Annotated in this window: 29 protein-coding genes; 19 read left to right on the top strand and 10 right to left on the bottom strand. The window is 68.1% G+C overall.

The features are described 5' to 3' along the window. Positions 1–74 precede the first annotated feature (74 nt). Together ACFYZY_RS07070 and ACFYZY_RS07065 are read right to left on the bottom strand one after the other, a co-directional pair. Positions 75–1,193 carry a lipid II:glycine glycyltransferase FemX gene (locus ACFYZY_RS07070; protein ID WP_388690229.1) on the bottom strand — a complete coding sequence of 373 codons (1,119 nt, stop codon included), beginning with the start codon at positions 1,191–1,193 and terminating at the stop codon, positions 75–77. A gap of 351 nt (positions 1,194–1,544) precedes the next feature. Further along, positions 1,545–1,859 (bottom strand): hypothetical protein, encoded by a 315-nt coding sequence (locus tag ACFYZY_RS07065; protein WP_388690227.1) that lies wholly within the window; start codon positions 1,857–1,859, stop codon positions 1,545–1,547. A gap of 293 nt (positions 1,860–2,152) precedes the next feature. Between ACFYZY_RS07065 and rpsF the strand changes: the two genes are divergently transcribed. From rpsF to rplI, 4 genes are all read left to right on the top strand, one after another. Then, complete coding sequence (gene rpsF, locus ACFYZY_RS07060) at positions 2,153–2,443, top strand: 30S ribosomal protein S6 (RefSeq protein WP_015034882.1); 291 nt, start codon at positions 2,153–2,155, stop codon at positions 2,441–2,443. A gap of 74 nt (positions 2,444–2,517) precedes the next feature. Further along, positions 2,518–3,102, top strand: coding sequence for a single-stranded DNA-binding protein (locus ACFYZY_RS07055; protein ID WP_388690225.1), 585 nt, complete (start codon positions 2,518–2,520; stop codon positions 3,100–3,102). 57 nt (positions 3,103–3,159) lie between these two features. Next, positions 3,160–3,396, top strand: coding sequence for a 30S ribosomal protein S18 (gene rpsR, locus ACFYZY_RS07050; RefSeq protein ID WP_005315025.1), 237 nt, complete (start codon positions 3,160–3,162; stop codon positions 3,394–3,396). Between the two features lie 18 nt (positions 3,397–3,414). Then, the gene (gene rplI / locus ACFYZY_RS07045) at positions 3,415–3,861 is read left to right on the top strand and encodes a 50S ribosomal protein L9 (RefSeq protein WP_121830685.1); all 447 of its coding nucleotides are present in this window, start codon (positions 3,415–3,417) and stop codon (positions 3,859–3,861) included. A 150-nt stretch (positions 3,862–4,011) separates the two neighbouring features. Here the strand turns inward: rplI and ACFYZY_RS07040 are convergent, their stop codons facing one another. Beyond that, the gene (locus ACFYZY_RS07040; protein ID WP_388690223.1) at positions 4,012–5,349 is read right to left on the bottom strand and encodes an MATE family efflux transporter; all 1,338 of its coding nucleotides are present in this window, start codon (positions 5,347–5,349) and stop codon (positions 4,012–4,014) included. Positions 5,350–5,791: 442 nt separating this feature from the next. Between ACFYZY_RS07040 and dnaB the strand changes: the two genes are divergently transcribed. The 6 genes from dnaB (at position 5,792) to ACFYZY_RS07010 (ending at position 14,433) form a co-directional block, all read left to right on the top strand. Beyond that, positions 5,792–7,252: a replicative DNA helicase gene (gene dnaB / locus ACFYZY_RS07035; protein WP_388690621.1), complete on the top strand. Its 1,461-nt coding sequence runs from the start codon at positions 5,792–5,794 to the stop codon at positions 7,250–7,252. 273 nt (positions 7,253–7,525) lie between these two features. Next, positions 7,526–8,173: a TnsA-like heteromeric transposase endonuclease subunit gene (locus ACFYZY_RS07030; RefSeq protein ID WP_388690221.1), complete on the top strand. Its 648-nt coding sequence runs from the start codon at positions 7,526–7,528 to the stop codon at positions 8,171–8,173. After that, entirely contained in the window at positions 8,170–10,305 is a 2,136-nt protein-coding gene (locus ACFYZY_RS07025; RefSeq protein ID WP_388690219.1) for a helix-turn-helix domain-containing protein, read from the top strand. Before ACFYZY_RS07030 ends, ACFYZY_RS07025 begins: the two co-directional genes overlap by 4 nt. Then, positions 10,302–11,417, top strand: a complete 1,116-nt coding sequence (locus tag ACFYZY_RS07020; RefSeq protein WP_388690217.1) for an ATP-binding protein — start codon at positions 10,302–10,304, stop codon at positions 11,415–11,417. The genes ACFYZY_RS07025 and ACFYZY_RS07020 overlap by 4 nt, the downstream gene beginning before the upstream one ends. Further along, a complete protein-coding gene (locus ACFYZY_RS07015) occupies positions 11,414–14,098 on the top strand; it encodes a TniQ family protein (protein WP_388690215.1) in 2,685 nt (894 codons plus the stop codon). Before ACFYZY_RS07020 ends, ACFYZY_RS07015 begins: the two co-directional genes overlap by 4 nt. Then, positions 14,098–14,433 (top strand): hypothetical protein, encoded by a 336-nt coding sequence (locus ACFYZY_RS07010; RefSeq protein ID WP_388690214.1) that lies wholly within the window; start codon positions 14,098–14,100, stop codon positions 14,431–14,433. The genes ACFYZY_RS07015 and ACFYZY_RS07010 overlap by 1 nt, the downstream gene beginning before the upstream one ends. Before the next feature lie 69 nt (positions 14,434–14,502). On the opposite strand, the gene ACFYZY_RS07005 is transcribed toward ACFYZY_RS07010, so the two are convergent. Then, complete coding sequence (locus tag ACFYZY_RS07005; protein WP_388690213.1) at positions 14,503–14,880, bottom strand: hypothetical protein; 378 nt, start codon at positions 14,878–14,880, stop codon at positions 14,503–14,505. An 88-nt stretch (positions 14,881–14,968) separates the two neighbouring features. Here ACFYZY_RS07005 and ACFYZY_RS07000 point away from each other — a divergent pair, with 88 nt between their 5' ends. The 5 genes from ACFYZY_RS07000 to ACFYZY_RS06980 all read left to right on the top strand — a co-directional run bounded on the left by ACFYZY_RS07000 (position 14,969) and on the right by ACFYZY_RS06980 (position 19,005). Further along, positions 14,969–15,271: a hypothetical protein gene (locus ACFYZY_RS07000; protein WP_388690619.1), complete on the top strand. Its 303-nt coding sequence runs from the start codon at positions 14,969–14,971 to the stop codon at positions 15,269–15,271. Between the two features lie 39 nt (positions 15,272–15,310). Then, entirely contained in the window at positions 15,311–15,724 is a 414-nt protein-coding gene (locus ACFYZY_RS06995; protein WP_388690212.1) for a hypothetical protein, read from the top strand. Positions 15,725–16,220: 496 nt separating this feature from the next. Continuing rightward, on the top strand, positions 16,221–16,523 hold the full coding sequence (locus ACFYZY_RS06990) for a hypothetical protein (RefSeq protein ID WP_388690616.1): 303 nt from the start codon (positions 16,221–16,223) through the stop codon (positions 16,521–16,523). A 491-nt stretch (positions 16,524–17,014) separates the two neighbouring features. Beyond that, positions 17,015–17,449, top strand: a complete 435-nt coding sequence (locus tag ACFYZY_RS06985; protein ID WP_388690210.1) for a VOC family protein — start codon at positions 17,015–17,017, stop codon at positions 17,447–17,449. Between the two features lie 173 nt (positions 17,450–17,622). Continuing rightward, a complete protein-coding gene (locus ACFYZY_RS06980; RefSeq protein WP_388690209.1) occupies positions 17,623–19,005 on the top strand; it encodes a serine hydrolase domain-containing protein in 1,383 nt (460 codons plus the stop codon). 73 nt (positions 19,006–19,078) lie between these two features. Here the strand turns inward: ACFYZY_RS06980 and ACFYZY_RS06975 are convergent, their stop codons facing one another. From ACFYZY_RS06975 to ACFYZY_RS06950, 6 genes are all read right to left on the bottom strand, one after another. Continuing rightward, positions 19,079–19,531 (bottom strand): GNAT family N-acetyltransferase, encoded by a 453-nt coding sequence (locus ACFYZY_RS06975; RefSeq protein ID WP_388690207.1) that lies wholly within the window; start codon positions 19,529–19,531, stop codon positions 19,079–19,081. Between the two features lie 37 nt (positions 19,532–19,568). Beyond that, positions 19,569–20,027, bottom strand: coding sequence for a MarR family winged helix-turn-helix transcriptional regulator (locus tag ACFYZY_RS06970; protein ID WP_388690205.1), 459 nt, complete (start codon positions 20,025–20,027; stop codon positions 19,569–19,571). 156 nt (positions 20,028–20,183) lie between these two features. Continuing rightward, positions 20,184–21,047 (bottom strand): GNAT family N-acetyltransferase, encoded by an 864-nt coding sequence (locus ACFYZY_RS06965; protein WP_388690203.1) that lies wholly within the window; start codon positions 21,045–21,047, stop codon positions 20,184–20,186. A 219-nt stretch (positions 21,048–21,266) separates the two neighbouring features. Beyond that, the gene (locus tag ACFYZY_RS06960) at positions 21,267–21,746 is read right to left on the bottom strand and encodes an NUDIX domain-containing protein (protein ID WP_388690201.1); all 480 of its coding nucleotides are present in this window, start codon (positions 21,744–21,746) and stop codon (positions 21,267–21,269) included. Positions 21,747–21,981: 235 nt separating this feature from the next. Beyond that, on the bottom strand, positions 21,982–23,154 hold the full coding sequence (locus tag ACFYZY_RS06955) for a cystathionine gamma-lyase (RefSeq protein ID WP_388690200.1): 1,173 nt from the start codon (positions 23,152–23,154) through the stop codon (positions 21,982–21,984). Positions 23,155–23,163: 9 nt separating this feature from the next. Further along, a complete protein-coding gene (locus ACFYZY_RS06950) occupies positions 23,164–23,541 on the bottom strand; it encodes a phage holin family protein (protein WP_388690198.1) in 378 nt (125 codons plus the stop codon). A 51-nt stretch (positions 23,542–23,592) separates the two neighbouring features. Between ACFYZY_RS06950 and ACFYZY_RS06945 the strand changes: the two genes are divergently transcribed. The 4 genes from ACFYZY_RS06945 (at position 23,593) to ACFYZY_RS06930 (ending at position 25,871) form a co-directional block, all read left to right on the top strand. Beyond that, positions 23,593–23,910: a cupin domain-containing protein gene (locus ACFYZY_RS06945; protein WP_030206848.1), complete on the top strand. Its 318-nt coding sequence runs from the start codon at positions 23,593–23,595 to the stop codon at positions 23,908–23,910. Positions 23,911–24,067: 157 nt separating this feature from the next. Next, positions 24,068–24,286, top strand: a complete 219-nt coding sequence (locus tag ACFYZY_RS06940) for a DUF5326 family protein (protein WP_388690196.1) — start codon at positions 24,068–24,070, stop codon at positions 24,284–24,286. Positions 24,287–24,566: 280 nt separating this feature from the next. After that, positions 24,567–25,292 (top strand): IclR family transcriptional regulator, encoded by a 726-nt coding sequence (locus ACFYZY_RS06935; protein WP_388690194.1) that lies wholly within the window; start codon positions 24,567–24,569, stop codon positions 25,290–25,292. Positions 25,293–25,430: 138 nt separating this feature from the next. Beyond that, on the top strand, positions 25,431–25,871 hold the full coding sequence (locus ACFYZY_RS06930) for an SsgA family sporulation/cell division regulator (RefSeq protein WP_388690613.1): 441 nt from the start codon (positions 25,431–25,433) through the stop codon (positions 25,869–25,871). Positions 25,872–25,952: the final 81 nt, after the last annotated feature.

Here is a 25,952-nt window from a genome sequence, read left to right as displayed (position 1 = left end):
GCGGTGAGTCAAAGGTATGTACGAGAGTACGGAACCGTCCGCGTCACGGCGCGGGCCGTGACGCGGACGTCGGATCAGCGGCGCGACATGTACATGTCGAGCGCCTTGTGCAGCAGCTTGTTCAGCGGGAAGTCCCACTCGCCGACGTACTCGACGGCCTCGCCGCCCGTGCCCACCTTGAACTGGATGAGCCCGAAGAGGTGGTCGGTCTCGTCCAGGGAGTCCGAGATGCCCCGCAGGTCGTAGACGGTCGCGCCCATCGCGTAGGCGTCGCGCAGCATCCGCCACTGCATCGCGTTCGAGGGCCGGACCTCGCGGCCGATGTTGTCGGAGGCGCCGTAGGAGTACCAGACGTGCCCACCGACGACGAGCATGGTCGCGGCCGAGAGGTTCACCCCGTTGTGCCGGGCGAAGTACAGGCGCATGCGGTTGGGGTCCTCGCTGTTGAGGACGGTCCACATGCGCTGGAAGTACGAGAGCGGTCGCGGCCGGAAGTGGTCGCGGACGGCCGTGATCTCGTACAGCCGCTGCCACTCGGCCAGGTCCTCGTAACCGCCCTGGACGACCTCGACGCCCGCCTTCTCGGCCTTCTTGATGTTGCGGCGCCACAGCTGGTTGAAGCCCTTGAGGACGTCGTCGAGCGAGCGGTTCGCGAGCGGGACCTGGAAGACGTAGCGGGGCTGCACGTCGCCGAAGCCGGCGCCGCCGTCCTCGCCCTGCTGCCAGCCCATCTTCCGCAGCCGGTCCGCGACCTCGAAGGCGCGCGGCTCGATGTGGGTGGCCTCGACGTCCTTGAGGCGCTTGACGTCGGGGTTCTGGATGCCGGCCTTGATGGCGGCCGAGTCCCAGCGGCGGATGACGACCGGCGGGCCCATCTTGACCGAGAAGGCACCCTGCTGCTTGAGGTGCGCCAGCATCGGCTGCAGCCACTCGTCCAGGTTGGGCGCGTACCAGTTGATGACCGGGCCCTCGGGCAGGTAGGCCAGGTAGCGCTTGATCTTCGGGAGCTGGCGGTAGAGCACGAGACCGGCGCCGACGAGTTCGCCGTTCCTGTCGAACCAGCCGAGGTTCTCCGAACGCCACTCGGTCTTCACATCGGCCCACGCCGGGACCTGGCAGTGGCTCGCGGCGGGCTGGCTCTGGATGTACGCCAGATGCTGCTCACGGCTGATGGTCCTCAGGGTCAGGCTCATGCGGGGCGCTCCTCGGCAGGTGTGTCCCCATCGGTCAGGGGCTCCGGCTCTCGCGCCGAAGCCTACTGTGACCGGGGAGCACCCCGTATGTCTGTGCGGGCCCGGCCGCGCCGCCGGAGCCCTGGTCCGGCCGACGGGCCACCGCTCCGGGCGGCTTCGCCCGGGAGGGTCCGGGGTGGGCCGTCGGTGTCCGGTCGCGTTCCTCCGGTCGGGTTCCGGACGGGACCCGGTCGGGCTTCCGGTGCCCGGCGGACCGACGGCGTCCGGCCCGGTCCGGGAGGGGCGGACGGGGGCCGGGAGGACCGGAGGCGCCCGGCGCGGGGCCGGGGGAGGCCGTGTCGTCCGGTCGGCTCAGTTGATCACGCCGTTGAAGAGGCCGCCGTGGGCCATGCCGAGGAAGAAGCCCACTCCCGCCGCGCCCAGGCCGACGATCAGGAAGAAGCGTTCGCGGGTCGTCACCGAGACGAACTGGCCGTAACCGCCGGTCAGGATGCCGATGAGGCCCGTCCAGGAACTGAGCAGGTGCAGGCTGTGGAACTGCGCGGTCACGAAGGCGAGGACGCCCAGTACCAGCGTCACGCCGACCAGGGTGTCCTGGAGCGGGTGGGGCTTGCCGTCGGTGGCGAAGAGGGAGTGGCCGGGGTCGCGTCGCATTGCGTGTGCCATGGGGCACCTCCTGGCGTGCTTGCCGGACGGCGGCGCATCCTAGCGCCGCCGACGTTCACTGTGTCCAGATTGCGGCCTTTCACCAGGGAATTTCAACCGGAAGCGGTGATGCAGGTACGCTGTACGGTCTGCACCGGTGTCTGCCCATGTCCCTCCGGGATTCCTGCGGTGTTCCTCGTCCGACACGTTCGGCGGGAGCGCTGTCAGTGGTGGCCGATACCGTTGCTCACGCATCACGACCCTCCTGCCACGGAACGACCGTGGCCGCTGAGTCCAAAGGAGGTGGGTTCCACATGCGTCACTACGAGGTGATGGTCATCCTCGACCCCGATCTCGAGGAGCGCGCTGTCTCCCCGCTGATCGAGAACTTCCTCTCCGTCGTCCGTGAGGGCAACGGAAAGGTCGAGAAGGTCGACACCTGGGGCCGTCGTCGTCTCGCCTACGAGATCAAGAAGAAGCCCGAGGGCATCTACTCGGTCATCGACCTGCAGGCCGAGCCTGCGGTCGTCAAGGAGCTCGACCGACAGCTCAACCTGAACGAGTCGGTCCTCCGGACCAAGGTCCTCCGCCCCGAGACCCACTGAGCCCCTAGCTCAGAGGTCATCGGGTCCGAGTAGCAGCACAGCAGCCAGAAGCAATCCCGCCGAGAGGTTCCCCCATGGCAGGCGAGACCGTCATCACGGTCGTCGGCAATCTTGTCGACGACCCCGAGCTGCGCTTCACCCCGTCCGGTGCGGCGGTCGCGAAGTTCCGTATCGCGTCCACCCCCCGCACCTTCGACCGCCAGACCAACGAGTGGAAGGACGGCGAGAGCCTCTTCCTCACCTGCTCGGTCTGGCGTCAGGCGGCGGAGAACGTCGCCGAGTCGCTTCAGCGAGGCATGCGCGTCGTCGTGCAGGGCCGGCTGAAGCAGCGGTCCTACGAGGACCGTGAGGGCGTCAAGCGCACGGTCTACGAGCTGGACGTCGAGGAAGTCGGCCCCAGTCTCAAGAACGCCACGGCCAAGGTCACCAAGACCACCGGTCGCGGCGGCCAGGGTGGATACGGCGGCGGCCAGCAGGCCGGCGGCGGTGGCGGCTGGGGCGGAAACTCCGGCGGTACCCAGCAGGGCGGTGGCGGTGCTCCCGCCGACGACCCGTGGGCGACCGGCGCTCCCTCCGGCGGCGGCCAGCCGGCCGGTGGCGGCGGTGGCAGCTGGGGTGGGAACTCCGGCGGCGGCTACTCGGACGAGCCCCCCTTCTAGGGCACGCCCCGGAAGCAGCTCGTACCCCACACTTCTTGATCACACAGGAGAAACACCATGGCGAAGCCGCCTGTGCGCAAGCCTAAGAAGAAGGTCTGCGCGTTCTGCAAGGACAAGACCGCGTACGTGGACTACAAGGACACGAACATGCTGCGGAAGTTCATTTCCGACCGCGGCAAGATCCGTGCCCGCCGCGTGACCGGCAACTGCACGCAGCACCAGCGTGACGTCGCCACGGCCGTCAAGAACAGCCGTGAGATGGCGCTGCTGCCCTACACGTCCACCGCGCGATAAGGGAAGGGTGACCGAAAAATGAAGATCATCCTCACCCACGAGGTCTCTGGCCTCGGTGCCGCCGGCGATGTCGTCGACGTCAAGGACGGCTACGCTCGCAACTACCTGGTCCCGCGCGGTTTCGCGATCCGCTGGACCAAGGGCGGCGAGAAGGACGTGGCGCAGATCCGCCGCGCCCGCAAGATCCACGAGATCGCGACCATCGAGCAGGCCAACGAGATCAAGGCCCGCCTCGAAGGCACCAAGGTGCGCCTGGCCGTTCGCTCCGGCGACGCCGGCCGTCTCTTCGGTTCCGTGACCCCGGCCGACATCGCCTCGGCGATCAAGACCGCGGGTGGCCCGGACGTCGACAAGCGTCGCGTCGAGCTCGGTTCGCCGATCAAGACCCTGGGCTCGCACCAGGTGTCCGTGCGTCTGCACCCCGAGGTCGCCGCGAAGCTCGGCGTCGAGGTCGTCGCCGCGTAACGCTGCTTCCAGCAGTGCTTGTGCATGAGGAAGGGCCGTACCCGCTGGGGTACGGCCCTTTCGCCGTTCCTGCTGTTCCCGTCGGCCCCGTCGTTCCTGCCGTTCTTTCCGTTTCACGTGAAACGGCGATTTCCGCGGAGCCCCGTCGGGTCAGCGGACGGCACCCGTGACGATCCAACGGCCGGAGCGGGAACGGAACCAGAGGGTCAGCAACCGGACCGTCATCATCAGTGCCATCGCCCACCACAGCGCGGTGAGCCCGCCGCCGAGGACCGGGACCAGAAGAGCGGCCGGAGCGAAGACGACGAGGGTCAGCAGCATGGCGCGGGCCAGGTAGGGGCCGTCTCCCGCACCCATCAGGACACCGTCGAGGACGAAGACCACCCCGGCGACCGGTTGGGAGACGGCGACCACGAGCAGGGCGGGGAGCAGGGTGTCCCGGACCGCGGCGTCACCGGTGAAGAACGGGACGAACAGAGGTCGGGCGAGGACCAGGAGCGCGCCCAGGACCACACCGGAGACGACGCCCCACTGGACCATGCGACGGCAGACCCGCCGGGCCCCCTCCGGGTCGTTCGCGCCGAGGTGACGGCCGATGATGGCCTGGCCCGCGATGGCGATCGCGTCGAGGGCGAAGGCCATCAGGCTCCACAGGGACAGGATGATCTGGTGGGCGGCTACGTCGGTGTCACCCAGCCGCGCGGCGACGGCCGTGGCGATCATCAGGACCGCGCGGAGCGAGAGCGTACGGACGAGAAGTGGTACTCCGGCCTGGGCGGACGCCCGGATGCCGGCCGCGTCGGGCCGCAGGGACGCTCCGTGGCGGCGGGCGCCCCGCACGACGACGGTGAGGTACGCGGCGGCCATGCCGCACTGGGCGACGACGGTGCCCCAGGCGGAGCCGGCGATGCCGAGCCCGGCCCCGTAGACCAGTCCGAGGTTGAGCGCGCCGTTGGCCGCGAAGCCGCCGATGGCCACGTAGAGGGGTGTACGGGTGTCCTGGAGGCCGCGCAGGACGCCGGTGGCGGCCAGGACGACCAGCATGGCGGGGATGCCGAGGCTGGAGATCCGGAGGTAGGTGACGGCGTACGGAGCGGCGGTGTCGGAGGCTCCGAAGAGGCCGACGAGCCAGGGAGCGGAGGGCAGGGTCAGCGCGACGACGGCGGCCCCGAGGAGGAGCGCGAGCCAGATGCCGTCCATGCCCTGCCGGATGGCGGCCGGGAGGTCGTCCGCGCCCACGCGCCGGGCGACGGCCGCCGTGGTGGCGTAGGCGAGGAAGACGAAGACGCTGACGGCGGTGGACAGAAGTGCCGCGGCGATCGCGAGGCCGGCGAGCTGCGGGGTGCCGAGGTGGCCGACGATGGCGCTGTCGACCATGAGGAAGAGCGGCTCGGCCACGAGGGCGCCGAAGGCCGGGAGGGCGAGGGAGACGATCTCGCGGTCGTGCTGACGGCGGACGGCCTTGGGGGTCGCGGGGGCCTGGCTCATGCGGTCAATCTAATCTTCCACAGGTAAGAGATACAAGGTGCTACTGATCCTTACTTGTGGAGAACGGGGAGTCGGAGGCGTGGGCCGTTTGTTCTGATCTTGGCCAGAGGGGGCAACTTTTTCTCCCCCACAGCCGGTGGATGGTGAAGCCGCAGGTCAGGGCGGTAATGGAGAAGCTGCTATGAGTTTGTCCACATGGCTGTCCCCCGGTCCGTGCACAGGAACCGGCAAGTTCTCCACAGCATCTGGTCATTCACCCACAGGGTCTGTGGATAACTGGATTGGCTGGAGCCCTCCACGGGCCTACCGTGGACCGGCGCCCGACGCCCCGGAAGCGGTCGCGAAGCCACTCTCTGACCAAGGCCGTGGCGTGAAAGAGTGGCACGGCGAGGTCCGCGGAGCGGACGGAGGAGGTGGCTTGGTGAGCGTTGTTTCCGAGCCCATGGACGACCCCTGGGCCGACAGCGGACCGAGCGACCGGCTGCCCACCCGTACCCGGGGCGAACGCGGGCGCGGGCGTGGGCGCGACGACCAGCACGAACGGGGCGGCGACGGCCCCTGGGACGGGGGACTCTCCGGGTTCGAGCGCGTCCCCCCGCAGGATCTCGACGCCGAGCAGTCCGTCCTCGGCGGCATGCTGCTCTCCAAGGACGCCATCGCGGACGTCGTGGAGATCCTCAAGGGCAACGACTTCTACAAGCCCGCGCACGAGACCGTGTACGCGGCGATCCTCGACCTCTACGCGAAGGGTGAGCCGGCCGACCCGATCACGGTCGGTGCCGAGCTCACCAAGCGCGGCGAGATCACCCGGGTCGGCGGAGCCTCCTACCTCCACACCCTGGTCCAGTCGGTACCGACCGCGGCCAACGCCTCGTACTACGCCGAGATCGTCCACGAGCGCGCCGTCCTGCGCCGCCTGGTCGAGGCGGGTACCAAGATCACCCAGATGGGGTACGCGGCCGACGGGGACGTCGACGAGATCGTGAACTCGGCCCAGGCCGAGATCTACGCGGTCACCGAACAGCGCACCACCGAGGACTACCTGCCGCTCGGCGACATCATGGAGGGGGCGCTCGACGAGATCGAGGCGATCGGCTCCCGCAGCGGCGAGATGACCGGTGTGCCGACCGGCTTCACGGACCTCGACTCGCTGACCAACGGCCTGCACCCCGGTCAGATGATCATCATCGCGGCCCGTCCCGCCATGGGTAAGTCGACCCTCGCCCTGGACTTCGCCCGCGCGGCCTCCATCAAGCACAACCTGCCCAGCGTCATCTTCTCCCTCGAAATGGGCCGCAACGAGATCGCGATGCGCCTGCTCTCGGCCGAGGCACGGGTCGCGCTCCACCACATGCGCTCCGGCACGATGACCGACGAGGACTGGACGCGGCTGGCCCGCCGGATGCCGGACGTCTCCCAGGCCCCGCTCTACATCGACGACTCCCCGAACCTGTCGATGATGGAGATCCGGGCGAAGTGCCGGCGGCTCAAGCAGCGCAACGGCCTCAAGCTCGTCATCATCGACTACCTCCAGCTCATGCAGTCGGGCGGCTCGAAGCGCCAGGAGAGCCGTCAGCAGGAGGTCTCCGACATGTCGCGAAACCTGAAGCTCCTCGCCAAGGAGCTGGAGCTGCCGGTGATCGCACTCTCCCAGCTGAACCGTGGCCCCGAACAGCGCACCGACAAGAAGCCCATGGTCTCCGACCTCCGCGAGTCCGGCTCGATCGAGCAGGACGCCGACATGGTGATCCTGCTGCACCGCGAGGACGCCTACGAGAAGGAGTCCCCGCGCGCGGGCGAGGCGGACATCATCGTGGGCAAGCACCGAAACGGCCCGACGGCCACGATCACCGTCGCCTTCCAGGGCCACTACTCCCGCTTCGTGGACATGGCGCAGACCTGAGGATCGGCTGTAGGGTCTCAAATTTCGCGGCACAATCTCAGCTCCGATGGCATATCGGCGGCACTTATGCCGTCTCCGTGAGACTTGCTGGTCGAGGCCGTCACCTTTTCGAGTGACGGAGGCTCTGGAGCATTCCGCCCGACGATGCGGCGCTGACACCCTTGGCTACATGGGCTATTGCCCGTGGGCTGGGGGTGTGGGGTGGACAGTGCGGCTGTGACGGTGAGCGTTCGTCGGTTAGATGGCCCTCCCGCAGAGGACGAAGAGTGGGACTTGGCGCCCATCGGCCTCCTGCAGTCGGCTCAGCCCTGGCGGACGTTCCGCTGGTACAAGGGCCAGAAGCACTACTTGGGCACGTACTGGTCGGCGACTATGCGCGATCACGTGATCTACGAGTCGCGACTGGAGCTGTCGCGGTTGCTCTTCGCTGATTTCGATCGGTCCGTACGCGGCATCGTGGCCCAGCCCTTCTTGCTGAAGACGGTGCTGGAGGGGAAGGTCCGGAAGCACATCCCGGACTATCTCCTGCTCACCGGGCAGGTCCCGGTGGTCGTCGACGTCAAGCCGCTGCACCGGTTGTCCAAGCCGGAGGTGGAGTTCACCTTTGGCTGGACTCGGCGGGCGGTGGAATCGCGGGGATGGAAGTACGAAGTCTGGAGCGAGCGTCCGACCGTGGAGCTGGAAAACATCCGGTTCCTGGCGGGCTATCGAAGGGACTGGTTGTTCAGCCCCAAGGTTCTGGATGAGCTGCGGGGAGCTGACCTCGATGGTGTCTTTTTGGGGCAGGCTACGTGCTGTCTGCCGGATCGCCCGGAGCCTCAAGTGCGTTCTGCCGTCCATCATTTGCTCTGGACACAGTCTCTCGCTACCGATCTCGATCGACCGCTCAGCCCTTCCCATGTTCTGAGGTGGGTGGCATGAGCAGGGCGGGGGCTCGGGTCGGGGTCGGTACGCGCTTCTGCTACGACGGAGAGACCGTCGAGGTGGTGGAGATGGCCGCGACCACTGCGGGCAACGAAGTGGTCCTGAAGGACGCCCGCGGGCGACTTCTGCGGCTATCGCTCAAGGAGCTGCTGTTCTCAGACCGCGCCGCCATCAGTCCCGACGGTCCGGGACCGTCGGCAGACGACGAGGGTGAGATCGCCTCCGTAGTCCTCGGGCAGCTTGACGAGGCGGAGAAGAGGAAGGTCCTTGATCGGGCTGAGCATGTCCGCGAGGTGCTGACGGGTTACCGGTCCGGCAGCCCAGAACTCGCGCGTGCTGACGAACCTCGCCCCGAGTACTCGCCGGAGAGGCCGTTGGAGGCCAGATACGCGTCGAAGATCGCCGAACTCGGAATGGGCCTACGCACCTTGAAGCGCTGGATCGCCGAATTCCGGGAGCACGGAGAGGCTGGGCTTGCCCCCAAGAAGGGACCAGCTCGGAGGTCGGAGATCGCGGCCGATGAGCGGTGGGTGGAGACTGCGTTGGAAGTGATGGTCGAGCACACAGATCAGTCGAAGCCGTCGCGCACGTTGGTGATCGAGCGGACCCGGGCACGGGTGATCGCGCGGTTCGGACCAGATGCGGTGAAGATGCCGAGCCGGGCGACGGCGTTTCGACTGCTGGAGGAGCTGGAACGGCGACATCCACTGTTCCGGCTGAGTACGAAACGCAACCGGGACATCGCTGGTCGGCCGGAGGGCGTCTACGGGAAGCTGCGGCCGACGCGGCCAGGTGAGTATCTGCTGATGGACTCCACTCGGCTGGATGTGTTCGCGTTCGACCCGTTCACACTCAAGTGGGTCCAGGCCGAGCTGACGGTCGCGATGGACTGGTACACCCGCTGCATCACCGGGATCCGGGTCACGCCGGTCTCCACGAAGGCGGTGGACGTCAGTGCGGTGCTCTTCCAGTCGTTCCGCCCGCGACCGGCGGTGCGGGACTGGCCGCGGCACGCGGTCTGGCCCGAGCACGGTATTCCCCGCACCGTCCTGGTCGACGTCGAGGGGGCCGAAGGCCCGGGGCTCGCGTCTCCTCCGCTGGTTCCCGAGACGCTGGTCGTCGATCATGGCAAGGTCTACGTCTCGGAACATCTGACCAGCGTCTGCCGCCGGATGGGCATCTCGATCCAGCCTGCCCGGCTGCGAACGGGCCGGGACAAAGGTCCTGTTGAGCGCTATTTCCGCACCCTGCGTGAGGGGCTGTTGCAGGTACTGCCTGGCTACAAGGGCCCCGATGCCCATTCCCGGGGCGAGAGCCCGGAGGATGATGCGTTCTTCTTCCTCGATGAGTTGGAGGCGATCGTCAGGGAGTGGACCGCGACGGTCTACCACTGCCGGCCGCACGCGAGTCTGGTCGATCCGGGGCTGCCGGGGCTGCGGATGTCCCCGGCGAAGATGTTCGAGCACGGCATGGCGAGGGCCGGTTACATCGAGGTGCCCCGGGATCGGGATCTTGGTTTTGAGTTCCTGCGGACGAAGTGGCGCACGGTCCAGCACTACGGGGTCGAGATCGACCGCCGCCGCTACTGCGGGGAGGGCCTGCCCGAGGTGGGAATCCGGAGCCCCTACAACGGCCCGGTCAAGAACGGCTGGCCGTTCCAGATGGACCCCGACGACATCACCCGGATCTACTTCCGCAACCCCACGACCCGCGAGTGGCACACCCTGACCTGGGAACACGCGCCGTCGGCGCGGATGCCGCTGAGCGAGGACGCGCTGGTTTTCGCCCGCCAGTTGGCTGCGGAGAAGTACCGCTACCCCGACGATCGGCTGGCCGTCGCCGATCTGCTGGAGCGCTGGAACCTCGGGCTGGGCACCACCTTGGCGGAACGGCGCATGGTCCTGCGGCTCTCGCGCGAGCAGGCCGCCATCGAATTGCCCTCGACCGAGGAGGAGACGGTCGTCTCCCTTCCCTCCGTACGCACAGCCCTGGGGGAGGCCGCGGAACCGGAGGGTCCTGCGGAAGAACCGCTGCCGGAGAGCGTCGAGATGGGCGATGACGACGAGGCCGATCTGGAAGATCTCGCCGCCGCGGACGACTTCTACGCGGACGCTCTGGAGGACGTGTGAGTACGGTCGCCCCGCAGGGGCTGGGGAATCTGGCTCTGTCGCGGAAGGAGGACTGGAAGGCGTTCGCCGAGACCCCGCGCCGGATTCAGCCCGAACAGTTGACCGGCCGCCAGGTGAAGGCTCTGGGCGAGGAGGCGAGGGGCGAGCGTGATCGACTGTTGCGAGAGTGGCATGCCAATCTGGGGCCGATCAAGACGCCGCAGCTGGCGGAACTGCACGAGGACTTGTGGGACATCGTCGACAGCAACGTGCAGGACGGCGACAAGGCGAAGGGCGCCGTGGCCGTCGATGCGTTCCCCGGTCTCGGGAAGACCACCTCGGTGCTGGCCTTCCTCGGTGAGTTCCATCGCAGGGAGATCGCAGAGCGGGGCGCGTTCACCAGGGACGGGAATGAGCGCCTCCCGGTTTGCCGGGTCGGGCTGACTGGCAATACCGGGATGAAGGATCTCAACCGGTCCCTGCTGGAGTTCTTCGGCCACCCAGGGCGCAACCGCGGGACCACCGCCCAGTTCGGTCAGCGGGCCCTGGACTGCGTGGTGTCCTGCGAGGTCCGCCTGCTCGCACTTGATGATCTGCACTTCCTGAAGTGGAACCAGAAGAACGGCATCGAGGTCAGCAACCACCTCAAGTGGATCGCCAACGAGTTCCCCGTGACGCTAGTGATGATCGGCGTGGGCCTCGCCGGCAAGGGCCTGTTCAGCGAGGGCGACAGCAGACGGAATACGGCATTGGCTCAGACCGGGCGCCGCACCACCCGGCTGGGCATGCGGCCCTTCACGATCGAGTCTGAGGCCGGCCGGCGGGAATGGCGGCAGATGCTGCTGGCCCTCGAACAGCGCGTCGTCCTGGCCGACAAGCATCCCGGGATGCTCGCGGATGACCTCTCCGACTACCTCTTCGCCCGCAGCACCGGCCACATCGGATCCCTGATGACACTGATCAACCGGGGCTGCCAGCGGGCGGTCCGCAGCGGCGCAGAGTGCCTCAGCCGCGACCTGCTCGACCGGGTCAAGAATGATGAGGCTTCCGAGGCGGCCCGCAAAGAGCTCGAAGCGGCCCTGGAGAAGCGGCGGCTGACCAGCCGTCCGCGTCGGCGCCGACCGGCAGCATGAACAACGCCATCAGAACCTTGCCGATCCGGATGCCGCCCCTCGCGGGTGAAGCACTGGATTCTTGGCTGGAGGCACTGGCCGGGAGGCTGGATGCCCAACTCGGCGAGGTGCTGCGGCATCTGGGACTCCCGGTCAGAGGCCGGTCCGGGAACCAACTTCAGGGCATTCCCTCGGACTGGACGATCCTGCTGAACAAGCAGCAGATCGCGGCCATCACGCACGCGAGCGGCCTGGAGGAGCAGGCCGTGACGGGCATGACGCTCGCCCATTTCGATGCACGGGCCGTGAGTATCGATTTCGAGCGACGCTATGTGAACCGGCGGGTCCTCTGGGGACGCGGCCGGGGCTCACGGTTCTGCCCGGACTGCCTGCGGGAAACCGGCGGCCGCTGGCAGTTGTTCTGGCGTCTGGGCTGGGCTTTCGTCTGCTCTCGTCATGGACGGCTGCTGGCGGACTGTTGCCCGGAATGCGGGCGCATTCCCCGCCAGCGGCCCCGCTCCGGGCGAGTCGTTCCCCGACCGGGACACTGCGGCAATCCTGCCGCCTACCAAGGCGGACCGCTTTCCGGCGGCTGCGGCTTCGATCTTTCACAGACCCGTACGCTCCGGCTGCCCGCGGCGCATCGCGCGCTCAGGGCCCAGGAGCGGTTGATGAACGTCATCGAGACGGACATCGCAGACTTCGGCCCCTACGCGCTCAGCCCGCAGCCGGCCCGGACAGTACTGGCCGACATCCGGGCGATCGGTGGACGGGTGCTGGCAGACCTGCCCGAACACGACATCAGGAACCTGGTGCCGGCGGACATCGCCGAGGACCACTTCACCGTCGATCCCGGCTCCCAACTCGCCCTGAAAGCAGTGGAACGGCCCGGCTTTATGGCCCCACCGCGAGCGGTGAGTACGGCCGTCGCGGTGAGTATCGCCCTGCACGTTCTCGGACAGCCCGACGTTGACCGGGCAGGGACCGAGTTGCGTGGCCTGCTGGAGGCGATGCGTGAGGAGCTCTGGCAGATCAGCGCCACCAGCATCGACAGCTGGGGACGCGGCCAGAGTCCCGTGCTGAGCGCGGTGAATCTGGCCGCGCTTGCCCCATCTCTCCGGCCCAGCGAACACCTCCGCTACCGCACTCCCACCGCCATGCCCCGGCTCCCGAAAAGAACGGTCCGGGAGATCGCCCGACGGGCGCGGAAGATCCCCAGCATGCTCTGGCTGTCCTGGACGATCCGGCTCACCCCTCCCGACGGCTTCTATCCCCGCACCCTCGCTCCGGCCCTGGCCGCGTCCCTGCTGGTCATCGACAGCAAAGTCCGCCTTGAGGACGCCGCTGAACACCTCGGATCGGTCACCGACGGCATCAACATCTCCCGCATCCTGCAGAAGCTGGACGACCAGCCGCACTGGCCGGACACGGTCACCGCACTGGTCCGACTCTCCGATCACCTCGATGCGACCGAGGTGCCCATCGACTACCAGCGGCGGCGCCGCATGGACTACACCCAGCTGCTGCCGCACGAGCACTGGCGGGACATCTGCCGCCGCACCGGCGCACCGCCTGGCAGCGGACTCCGCGAGCGCGTCGTCCGCTGCCAGCTGTTCCAACGCATCAGCGGCCTTCCCGCCGAAGCCGCCCCCGACCACTCCAGCATCAACGAAGCACGGTTCCGGGCCGAGGCCGCCCGCTTCGCCACCATCCAAACCCCGGAGCTGGCCCACGCATTGGCCGAGGAGTCCCGCACCTTCCTCGCCGCCCAACGCATTCACGACGAGCCGGTGACCTGGCAACCGCCCGTCACCCTGCTGACCGGACTCGACCTGCCCGGACCTGATCCGGACCGCATCGATGTTGCCCAGTTGCACCAGCTCGTCCAGCAGCGCAAGAGCCCGGTCCAGCACGCGGCCGAGACCTTCGGCACCAGCATTGAGGTCATCCGCTTCGTTCTGGATGAACAGCCCGCCCCTGCTCTCCCACCGACCGAGACCACCGCCAAGGCGACCGGCCTCTTCCGCCTCAAAGCTCGTCAGGAAGTGCCGAAAGAGACCTTCGCCCGCCTCTACCTGGACGAACACCGCTCGCTTCAGCAGATCGCCGAACACACCGGCTTCTCCAGACAACTGCTGGCAGCTCTCGCCCGCGAGTACGACATCCCGATCCGCGACGGGTCCCAGGACTACAAGCGCCGAGGAACCATCGAACGGGCATGGCTCATCGAGCAATACGTCAAACGCCGGCGGACCCTTCCCGATCTCGCCCGCGAGACCGGCATGAGCACCGCGAACATGGCCCGCTGGGCCCACATCCACAACATCCCTCTCCGGCCACGCGGCGGAGCCAGTCACCACTCCGCCCTCCGCGCCGCTGATGAAGCCGAGGCTCTCCCCGCCATCCTCCGCAAAGCTCTCACCAGCCCGTCCGCGCGGCAGCGGCTCTCGCGCTTCCTGGCAGCTCGGTCCTATCCCACCTTCACCGAAGCATCCCGAGACCTCGGCATCCATCCGTCGGCTTTGGTGACCCAGATCAACCGCCTCGAAGCGGACCTCGGACAGCCCCTCTTCGAGCGAGCCGAGCGCGGCCGGGCCATGAGACTGACCGCCTTCGGGGAAGAGGTCGCAGCTGCCGCCAGGAATATCAGGGGACGGGTCAAGGACGGGGCACTACAGTCCGTGACGGGAGAGGGGGCGTGATGGCGTTGAACAAGAAGGGGTCCCGACGGATCACCGTCGACGAGACCGAGTACCGATGGCGAATCCGCAGGAAGCCTTCCTACATGCAAGGACTGTGCTGGACACCGCTGACTTTCGCGGTGGAGATCGCCGATGCCGACCAGCCCGGCACGACTTTGGTCGTTACCAGTGGTCAGCCGCATCCCAGCAACTGGTTCGACATCAAGGCAGAGCCCATCCGGCCGGCTGACGTCACCGCGAGCATCCGCGAGGCACGAGCGCAGGGCTGGAACCCGACGAACTCTGGGGCACCCTTCATGCTTGACCAATCAGCGGGATTCACCCCCATGCCATGAGCCTGAGACAGGCCGCGAGAAGCCTTCGAGGCCGCGCAACTGAAAGTTCACCGCTTACTGAAGAACGGGTCACACGGAGTCGTCGAGCCGCTGAAGGACCTGGTGAAACTCGCCGTTGTCGAGCAAGCCCATGATGACTTTGGCCATCGGCAGGACCCCGGGCTCTTTGACGATCAAGCCGTCCGAACACCAGAAATACCGGCCGCTCAGTGCCTCACCGGTGTCGGCCCATCGGGCCATCAGCCGTTCTACCTCAGCGACCGTGAAGATCGTTGTGCTCCAGCGTGAACCGTCCGGCAGACGGACCTCCGCATCGACATTGCACACTTCGTCCAGTGCCTCGTTCGGATCTGGAAGGAAGAGCATCTCCAGGGCTCCGGCGCGAACTCGGTAATAGGCGCCGTCGCAACCGGCACTGAGCGGGGCGTTGCCTTCTCTTTCTGCCACTTCGGGAGCATCCCAGCAGGTCGGACCTGTCACAACTGAGATCTGCCCGGGATGGAATCCCCGCCATCATGGTCCGGTGACGACATGGATGCGCTGCCACTGGGACGAGGAAGACGTCTGGTTCTACTTCGAGGTCGACGTGGAGGGCTGGGTGACCCGGCAGGTCGAGCTTCAGGGCCCTGAACTGGCCCCCATCGCAGCAGCCTCCCTCGACGAATGGCAGCAGGCCCAGGATGCGGGCCGCCTCGATGAGTACGACCACAGGTTCGGGATCACCGCTGAACTGCCCGTCTCTGAGTGGGAAGGCCACGACCCCGAGACCCTGACCTCCGAGCAGTTCGAGGAAGTCTGGGGCCCTGCCCGTCGGCAGATCGCATCCCGGCCCCGCTGACCTCTCGGACCTGCGGGGACTTCTTGGCATCATCGCGACATGACCCCGACCCTTCCCCACACCGTCCGAGCCGTCGACACCGCTCAGCTCCTGGACCTGACCCAAGAGGCTGCCACGCATGGCTTCAGTCAGCGGCTCTCGGTCGACTGGCTCCAAGAGCACCTCGCCGCAGAGGCGACGCACTACCTGTTCCCTACGCTCGTGCAGCGGCTCACGCACCGACCCGAGATGCCGTTCCAGTGGAGGTGCCAGCAACTGCTGACAGTCAGGACCGGTGAGCAGATCTGGGGCCTGCTCGATGTTCTCCCCGGCACCTTCGACAAACTTCCGGAGACCTTGGACGCCGCGTCCAAGAAGGACATCGTCAGCCGCATCGGGCGAGCAGTGACCGTGCGCGAATGGGCGGAGCGGATAGTTGCTGACGCAGACCCTGAGGAAATGCCACGGGGCTGAGACACGAGCACTTGGACATGGGCTGAGACAGCCTAGAAACCCCCTGGTCAGGGACGTGCTCTATGACACGAGCGGCGAGATCCTACAGGCGCAGGAGGAAAGAGGGCGCTGACCAAGGAGGGTTCTCGGCGCGTAACCGTTGGCGGGAGCGAGTGTCGCCGGCGGACCCGCAGGAAGCCCTCCTTCAGCCAGGGACTCTGCTGGACTCCCATGACCTACGCGGTCGAAGCGGTCGGTGCCGGCGGGACGGACACGACTCTGATCGTCACCAGCGGCCAGGTCCATCCCGGTAACCGGGTGGGCGTCGGGGTGAAGCCCCTTCGTCCCGTTCGCGTTGCCGACAGCATTCGAGAGGCACGGGACCAAGGCGGGGAGCCGACCCGGGGCCGTTCTCCTTTCCAGCCCGACCGTTCCGCAGGATTCATCGCTCGACCGTGAGAAAAGACGGAGCAGCGCGGCGCACCTGACCCTGCATCATGGTCTGGTGACCACATGGATGCGCTGCTACTGGGACGAGGAAGACGTCTGGTTCTACTTCGAGGTCGACGCCGAAGGCTGGGTGGTCCGCCAGGTCGAACTCGAAGGGCCTGAGCTTGTTCCGATCGCAGCTGCCTCCCTCGCCGAGTGGCAGGAGGCCCGTGAAGCAGACCGCCTCGACGAGTACGACAGCAGGTTCGGGAGCACAGCCGAGCTGCCCGTTCCGGAATGGGAAGGGCACGGCCCCGAACAGCTCACCTTCGAGGAGTTCGAAGAAGTCTGGGGAGCTGCCCGCCGCCGGATCGCATCCCGGTCCAGTTGATCTCTGGGTCCTTCGGAGACTTCCTGGCTTCCTCGCGGCATGACCTCTCCTCTTCCCCGCACCGTTCGGGCGTCGACAACGCTCAGCTCCTGGGCCTGGCCCGGGAGTCCTCATGCACAGTTCCAGCCAGCGTCTTCCGGTCGGCCGACTTCGAGAGCTCCTCGCCGTGCACCACCGGGCCGTGGGAAAAGGCCCGTTCCCGAGCCGTGGCGGCGGTGGGCGTCCATGAAGACCGGTCTCCTCCCTGCCGGGGTGCCGGTCCGGCCACTGTGAGGGGTACTCGGGCGCGGAGGCACCGGGGGAATGCGGTGGCGCCGAGACGGTCCACGGTCGGAGGGGGCAGCGGAAGGAGCGGCAGATCACAGGGGCGTCGTAGAAGGACGAGCGCGAGTTCCTGTACGCGTCACGGGTTTCCGGAGGTCCCTGCGCTTCTCCTGCTTACGAGAAAAAATTCGGATTGCCGTCGCGCGGGGCGCCACTAGGGTGGCCCGATGACGTCGATCAAGAAGTTCCAGGTCACCTTCGACTGCGCGGAGCCCGAGCGCGTCGCTCGTTTCTGGTGCGAGGTGCTGGGGTACGTCGCTCCGTCCCCGCCGGAGGGGTTCGCCACGTGGGCCGACTACAACGATTCCCTGCCGCCCGAGCAGCGTGATGCCTGGTTCGCCTGCGCCGATCCGTCAGGTGTGGGGCCCCGGCTGTACTTCCAGCGCGTTCCCGAAGGGAAGATCGCCAAGAACCGTCTTCACCTCGATGTACGGGTCGCCACCGGGCTCGTGGGTGAGGAGCGCCTGGCCGTGATCGAGGCCGAATGCGCGCGGTTGGTCGCGCTCGGCGCGGTACGCGGGAAGCTCCTGCTCGCCGATGGGGTCAACGAGTCGTGCCTCCTGATGCAGGACGTCGAGGGCAACGAGTTCTGTCTCGACTGAGGGACGCGAACGCGTCCTCGTTTCCTCCCACGGCGTTGTGCCGGTGACGAACGCCGAGGGCGGCGAGCGGTGAGGACGTGCGTACGGATCGGGGGCGGACGCAGAGCGGCGACCCACGGGGGCGCGGGGAACCGTCGGGCCACGGGTGCGGCGTATCGCGTTGGATGGGGTCCATGACGACATCTTTCGAAGCTTTGCTGCCCGGTACCGAGCGGGCCCTGTTGCACCGGGTCGCCGTGGCCCAGGCCGAAGGACGGGCGCCCTCCCTCGTGGGGGCGGTCGTCCGTGACGGAACGATGGTGTGGAACGGGGCGCGCAGTTGCGTGGACGGCCACGCGCCCGACGCCGAAACCCAGTTCAGGATCGGCTCGATCACCAAGGTGTTCACCGCCGTCCTGGTGATGCGGTTGCGGGACGAGGGTCTGCTCCGGCTGGACGATCCGCTGGAACGGCACCTCAAGGGGACGCGCGTCGGAGAGGTGACGATCGGCCAACTGCTCGGCCACAGCGGCGGTCTCGCGGCCGAGACCCCCGGCCAGTGGTGGGAGCGTTCGTCCGCCGGCCTGCGGCCGGAGCTGGCCGACGTCCTGGGGGAGCACCCCTTCCTCCAGGCTCCGGGACGCCGCCACCACTACTCCAACCCCGGCTACACCCTGCTCGGTTCGCTGGTCGAGGAGCTCCGGGAACGCTCCTGGGAGGAGTCGCTGCGGCACGAGGTCCTGGAGCCGCTGGGGATGGACCGTACGACGGTCGAGTCCGTGGCCCCGCACGCGGGCGGCTGGGCGGTGCACCCCTGGGCCGACGTGATGCTGCCCGAACCGTCCGAGCACCTCGGTCTGATGGCGCCTGCGGGGCAGCTCTGGTCCACGGCGGCCGACCTCGCGCGGTTCGCCGCGTTCCTCTCGGTGGGGGACGAGCGGGTGCTCGACGCGGACTCCGTGGCGGAGATGCGTGCTCCGGCCTCCGCCCCCGGGGAAGGCGACTGGGAGGGAGGCTACGGACTCGGCCTCCAGCTCCTCCGCAGGGACGGCCGGACCCTGGTCGGCCACACCGGTTCCCTCCCCGGCTTCGTCGCCTGCCTGTGGGTGGACGTGGAGGACGACCTCGCGGGCATCGTCCTCTCCAACACCACGTCGGGGTTGCCGGTGGGGGCCGTGGCCGCCGATCTCGTACGGATCGTGGCGGATGCCGAGCCGAGGTTCCCCGAGCCGTGGCGCCCGCTTCCCGAGGCCGAGGTCGACAAGGAACTGCTGTCGTTGACCGGACCCTGGTACTGGGGCACGTACGCGTACGTGCTGCGGCTCGGCCCCGGGCGCGGTGTGCTGCTCGAACCCCTGCGAGGCACCGGGCGGCGAGCCCGTTTCCGGGAGCTTCCCGAAGGCGGCTGGGTCGGGCTGAACGGCTACTACGAAGGGGAGAGGCTCCGTGTCGTACGACGTGCCGACGGCAGCGTGAGCCACCTCGACCTCGGCTCCTTCGTCTTCACCCGGGAGCCGTACGACCCGGGGGACGCGGTACCGGGCGGCGTGGACGAGGCGGGTTGGCGCGGTCTCTGAGCCGCCCCGGCGTTTCACGTGAAACGGTGCGCCGGACCCGACGTCCGGCGCACCGGGAACGCGTCGGGACGGGTCAGAGGTCCTTCTTGAAGCCCACGTGGGAGCCCACGAAACCGAGGCGCTCGTAGAAGCGGTGGGCATCGGAGCGGGTGGCGTCGGACGTCAGCTGGACAAGTCGGCAACCCTGGCGGCGGGACTCCTCGACGGCCCACTCGACGAACCGCGTCCCCAGGCCGCTGCCGCGTTCGTCGGCGTGGACACGGACGGCCTCGATGATCGAACGGGTGCTGCCCCTGCGGGAGAGTCCCGGGACGATCGTCAGCTGGAGGGTGCCCACGACCTTGCCGCCGCGGACGGCCACCATGAGGTACTGGTGAGGGTCGTTCGCGAGGCGGTCGAACGCGGCCAGGTACGGGGTGAGGTCGTCGGGGGATTCACGCTGCGCGCCCAGGGGGTCGTCGGCGAGCATGGCGACGACGGCCGGGAGGTCGTCCACGGTGGCCGGACGTATCTCGAGATCGTTCATGGGGCGCAGCGTACGTCCGGTCGGCTCCGCGCGGTGCTCACGCGGGAGCGCCCACGCCTTCCAGTACCTGGACCAGCGGGGCCAGCTCGGGGTTCTTCGCGGCTTCGTCAAGGGCTTCGCGCAGGGCGCCGTCGTTGGTGGGGCGGGCCTCCTCGAGGAGTTTCAGGCCCGACTCGGTCACGTCGGTGTAGATGCCGCGCCGGTCGGTGGCGCAGAGGTACCGGGTGAGCAGCCCGCGGTCTTCGAGCCGGGTGACGAGCCGGGTGGTGGCGCTCTGGCTGAGCACGACCGCGTCGGCGACCTGCTTCATCTGGAGGTGCCCGCCGGGGCCGCTGTGCTGGCGGCTGAGGACATCGAGGAGCGAGTACTCCCGCACGCTCAGGCCGTGACGGGACTCCAGGGCGCGCTCGATGTGGGACTCGATCCTGCCGTGGAGCAGGGAGAGGGCGCACCAGCGCTGGGAGAGCGCGGTGAGGGCGGGGTCCGTCGCGGTCATGGTCTCTCCTCGGTCTCTCCTCGGCGCCGGAGCGGCTTGAACACCAGAGTAGAGGAGGCGACGCAATAATGGGCGTTTGCAAGTAAATTCTTCCCCCGGGGCCGAGGGCACCGGGCCTCCCATGACGGGGGCGCCCGGTCCTGAGCACCGACGAAGCTATCCGGCCGCGACCGTCAGGGGAGCGAAACGGCGACGCCAGTCACCCGGCAGGTCGGGGAGGGAGCGAACCATCACGGACGTCGTGGTGAGCGAGTCGACGCCGTTCTCCTTCAACCAGCGCAGAAGACTCGTGTGGCGTGTGTCGATGTCCGTACGCAGGGGCCGGTCGGTGACGGCGGCCAGGGAGGCGATCAGGGCCTGGGCCGTGGCCGGGTCCCGGGCGATCAGCGGCCCGACGACATGAGTGTCCATGTTGGGCCAGGCCGCCGCGAAACCCGTGATCACGCCGTCCTGCTCCGCGACCCTGAGGTGGTCCGCGAAGGCGGGAAGACGGGTGATCACATGGGTGCGGTCGAGGCCGAAGACTTCCAGGTCCAGACGGATGATCGCCTGGAGGTCCTCCGCCGTCGCCGGGCGGACGGGTACGTCCGGGGACGGCACGGTGGAGGTGAAACGCCCGCGCACCATCTCCGAACGAGCCGTCTGGGTGAAGCCCAGCTGCTCGTAGAGGGGCTGCCCGTTCGCCGTGGCGTACAGGGCGAGCGGCGTGTCACCGGCCTCCTCCAGGACGTGGCGCATGAGTCGGCGCCCCACTCCTTGGCGCTCGTACCGTTCGGCGACGAGCACCATGCCGATCGCGGCGAGCCCGGGACCGTACGAGGTGACCACACAGCAGGCCAGCAGGCCCTTGCCGTCGGGGGCGTCGATGCCGTATCCCGTACCGGCGGCGAGCAGGAGTCCCCATTTGTGCTCCTCGCGGGGCCAGCTCCTGTCCTCGGAGAGGTCGGAGCAGGCGAGCAGGTCCGCAGGGGTGAGCGGCCGGATGGGAAGCCGTGCGAGGGCGGAGGGGGGAGTCGGCATGTACTTCAGGCTCTCCGATGCGACGATCTTCCGTCCACCGCTTTACCGGATTGGGCGGATCCCGGTTCCGCCGCTTCCGCCCGGGGTGCGGGCGGGGGCGTTGTTTCACGTGAAACCCTGTAGATCAGGGTTTCCCCTTTTCGACCTCGCCGGCATCGCCGCGTACGAGCGGGAACGGCTGTAGCTCCTCAGTGCCGCCCAGTGCCCGGGGCCGCTGCCTCAGCCGAGATCCGGTGCGTGCATCGCACGGACTCCCTCGATGTTGCCGTCGAGGTAGTGGCGCAAGGAGAGCGGGACAAGGTGCACGGCGGCGATCCCGACCCGCGTGAAGGGCACCCGGACGATCTCGTACTCGCCGACGGGCTCCTCCACCTCGGGACCGTGACGCAGGGAGGGGTCCATGGAACCGAGCCGGCACACGAAGAAGTGCTGCACCTTCACCCCGGAGACCCCGCCGTCGACGATGTGCTCGACGGTGTCGACGAAACAGGGGACCACGTCGGTAATCTTGGCGCCCAGTTCTTCGAACACTTCGCGGTGCAGGGCCTCGACGACGGTGGCGTCGGAAGGCTCCACACCACCCCCGGGCGTGACCCAGTAGGGATCCATCCCCGGCTTCGTCCGCTTGATGAGGATGAGGTCGTTTCCGTCGAGCAGGACGGCACGCGCGGTTCGCTTGATCACAGGCCGTTCGGTCATGGGGAGAAAATGGCCCGGGCGGGGCTGACTGAAACGCTTCGGGCCGCTCGGAAAGGAACCGCCGGGCAGCGGAGTGAAGGCATGCGACGCGCGTAACGCGGGGGCCCCGGGCCCCGGCGACAGGGGGCGCCCGGCCGACCGGCCCCGGACGAGCGGTTTCCGCTCGGGGTGTCGGGGCGTTCCGAGCCACGAGAGGCCGGAACGCCCTGCTCCGTACGGGCACCCGGGCCGGGGCTCAGCCGGCGGACCCCGCCGCGTCGAGGGCCCGCAGCACGTCGGCGATCAGGTCTTCGGGGTCCTCGGCGCCGACCGAGAAGCGGACGAAACCCTCCGCGACCGCGTCCCCGCCCCAGCGCCCGCGCCGTTCCGCCGTGGAGCGCACCCCGCCGAAGCTGGTGGCGTCGTCCACGAGCCGCAGCTCCTCCAGGAACCGCTCGGCCCGCTTCCGGTCCGCCAGTTCGAAGGAGACCACCGGCCCGAAGCGCCGCATCTGCCGGGCGGCCACCGTGTGCGAGGGGTCGCCGGGCAGCCCCGGGTAGCGCAGCCCGGTGACGTCCGGCCGGCCGGTGAGCGTCCGCGCCAGTTCCAGCGCGGTGGAGCACTGCCGGTCGAGCCGCAGCTGGAGCGTGGCGAGCGAGCGGTGGGCGAGCCAGGCTTCCATGGGGCCGGGAATGGCACCGACGATCTTGCGCCAGCGCCGTACCTCCGCCGCCCGCCGGGGGTCGCGGCAGCTCACATGGCCGAGCAGGACGTCGCCGTGCCCGGTCATGCCCTTGGTGTCGCTGGCGACGGAGAAGTCCGCGCCCAGTTCGAGGGGGCGCTGGCCGAGCGGGGTGGCGAGGGTGTTGTCGACGGCGACGAGCGCGCCCACGGCATGCGCCTCGCGCACCAGGCGGCGGATGTCGCAGACGTCGAGACCCGGGTTGGAGGGGGTCTCGATCCACAGCAACCGGGCCCCTTCGAGCACGGCGAGCTGCCCGTCGTCACCCGTCGGCGCGGTGCGGACCTCGACTCCGTACGCCCGCAGCTGCTCGTGGAGAAGGGGCAGCGCCTGATAGCCGTCGGTGGGCATGACCACCACGTCGCCGGACCTCAGCTGGGAGAGCAGGACGGCGGAGATCGCGGCCATGCCGGAAGCGAAGACCAGCGTCTCGACGCCTTCCTCCCCCGGCGCCTCCAGGTCGCCGATCGCCCGTTCCAGATGGGTCCAGGTGGGGTTCTCGTCACGGCCGTAGGTGTACGGGCCGGTCGGTTCGCCCGGCAGGTGGAAATGCGCGGCGAAGACCGGGCCCGGAAGGGTCGGCTCGTACTTCACGGGGTCGGGGAGCCCGGCGCGCACCGCGCGTGTCCCGTCTCCGAGCGTGGCGCCCGCCCGGTCCGTGCCGGAAGGGTGTTCCTCGTGCGTCACGGCGGGCGCTCAGTCGTTGTCGGGGAGCACGACGTTCAGTGCCCACGAGACGACGGAGATGATCAGGCCGCCCAGGACGGCGGTCCAGAAGCCCTCCACGTGGAAGCTGAGGTCGAGCTTGTCGGCCAACCAGGAGGTGAGGAGGAGCATCAGGGCGTTGACGACCAGGGTGAACAGGCCGAGTGTCAGGATGAAGAGGGGAAGGGTGAACAACTGGACGACAGGCTTCACCAAGAAGTTCACCACGCCGAAGACCAGGGCGACGAGAATGAGCGTCAGGGCCTTCTTGCCGGTGCTCTCACCGGTCAGGGTGATGTCCTGGAGCAGCCAGATGGCGACTCCCAGGGCGCCCGCGTTGGCGAGCGTCTTGACCACGAAATTCATCATGAGCCCGATCGTGGCAGACACGGTCGGGCCGAGGGCAGGGGCGAACGGACGATGAAGGCATTCCGACTGGACGAGCTGGAAGCGGAGCGTGCCGCGAACAAGGGGGCGTACCTCCAGTTCCTGCGGGAGCGGAACATGTCGGTCGGCCTGTACGCGCTCGACGCCGGGGAGCTCGACCCGCAGCAGCCGCACCGTCAGGACGAGGTGTACTTCGTGGTGAGCGGCCGGGCGGCGATCACGGTCGGCACCGAGACGACCCAGGTGGCGCGCGGCAGCGTGGTCTACGTGCCGGCCGGGGTGGAGCACAAGTTCCACCACATCAGCGAGGACCTGCGGGTCATGGTGGTCTTCTCGCCCCCGGAGGGCTGAACCCCTGAGATTCCCGAGCCTGCGGAGGCCGGGCCCCTAGGGGGTGGATCAGGGGAGAGCGGGGGCTGCGGGGCCCCCGTGGGTTCCTCCCGGCGCCTAGCCTTGAGGTGTTCGGCACGGAGTGTGCGGAGCGGATCTGCGGAAGCGAGGTAGGACGATGGCCGTACGGGAGATTCTCGCGGGGATGCCCTGGTGGGTGAGGTGGGTGGCCATACCCGCCCTTGTGCTGCTCGTCTTCGGCGGGCTGATCACCAGCATCCTGACCGTCGTGATCGGCCTCCTCTTCAAGGTGCTGCTCTTCGTGGCCCTCGTTGCCGGACTGATGTACGTCGTACGGAAGTTCAGCTCTTCGGAGCGGTCGCGTCAGGACTGGTAGCAACGATTACCCGTCGGTATGACGGCGGTGGGGAGTGTTAGCCCGGGCGGGGGAACGGGCCGGGCTGTACGGGGTGGGGGCCCAAGGGCTGCCACTACAGTGGAATCTCTCCGCCGCGATGGGGACTACAGGCGTAGGCATCCTTACTGACCAGCGGTTTCCCAGGCCCGGCGGGCGCGGGGGCGGCCCCCGCGGGCGGGTGCGGTGCATCCGTCGTCACGCCTGGGGGTGACCTTTGGCCACAGCTACGCAGACGACCGCGCCTACTCTGATCGGCTCGGTGCAGAGAGCGCTGAGACTTCTGGAGGCGGTGGCCTCCCACCGGGAGGGCGCCCCGGCCAAGCAACTCGCCCGCGAGACGGGCCTTCCGCTGCCCACCACGTACCACCTGCTCCGCACTCTGACGCACGAGGGCTATCTGCTCCGCGAGAAGGGCGCGTTCTTCCTGGGAGACGCCGCCGTCCGACTGGCCGGCAGCGGAGCCGTGCAGAATCGTCGCATCAAGATCGAGAATTCTCTCGCCCGCTGGCGGGACGAGATCGGGGTCCCGATCTACTTCGCCCTCTACCGCGAGGGAGAGGTGGAGCTCGTCGCCGTCGCCGACACCCCCTCCGCCCCCGCCGTGGAGGAATGGGCCGACTTCCGCGAGACCGCGCACGCCCATGCGATCGGGCAGTGTCTGCTGGGACAACTCGATTCGAAAACTCGTCAAGACCACCTTGACCGGTACCCGGTGGAATCCATCACCCCGTACACGGTGCGTAACCGCCAGGCCCTTTTGGATCGTTTGGGCGCTTTGGGGAGAATGGAACCCCTGGTGGAGCGTCAGGAATATGCACTTGGCACGGTCTGTGCCGCGATCCCCCTCACCGCGGGCTCCACGGTGGCCGCGATGGCGATTTCCGTACCCCTCCACCAGGAAGATCGGTTGCTCCCGGCGATCGAGCGACTACGTACAGAGATCGGTGCGCTCTTCAGTTCGGTCGTCCTCTCTATCAGTATCTGAAAAATCACTCCTTGTGATCTGGTAGTGCTTACAGCACGATTGCGTCAAGAGGGCCACGGGGGATCATTCCTGGCCGTTTCGGTCACAGCTTTCAGCAGCTGTGTTTACACAACTGCTCCATCTACTGCGGGGTACATGATGCGAGAGTCGGTTCAGGCCGAGGTCCTGATGAGCTTCCTCGTCTCCGAGGAGCTCTCTTTCAAGATCCCGGTCGAACTGCGGTATGAGGCCCGGGACCCCTACGCGGTGCGCATGACGTTCCACCTTCCCGGGGACGCGCCCGTCACCTGGGCCTTCGGCCGGGAGTTGCTGCTCGACGGAATCAACCGGCCGAGCGGCGACGGCGATGTGCACATCGCCCCGACGGAGCCCGAGCGGCTCTCGGACGTCACCATCCGGCTCCAGGTCGGCAGCGACCGCGCCCTCTTCCGGGCCAGCGCACCTCCTCTCGTCGCGTTCCTCGACCGTACGGACAAGCTGGTTCCGCTCGGTCAGGAACGGACACTGGGTGACTTCGAAGGGAACCTGGAGGCCGCGCTGGGCAGGATTCTGGCCGAGGAGAACGCAGGGCCCGCCTGAGCCGTACCCCTTCCGTCACCGCGTGATCCGACCCGTACCGACATCCGGACCTTCTGCGTTGCCGTCCCCCCGAGCCGGCGC

Source organism: Streptomyces sp. NPDC001744, assembly GCF_042892575.1.
GTDB lineage: Bacteria > Actinomycetota > Actinomycetes > Streptomycetales > Streptomycetaceae > Streptomyces.
Note: the sequence above shows the minus strand (reverse complement) of the source record. Positions and strands in the feature narration are given on the sequence as shown.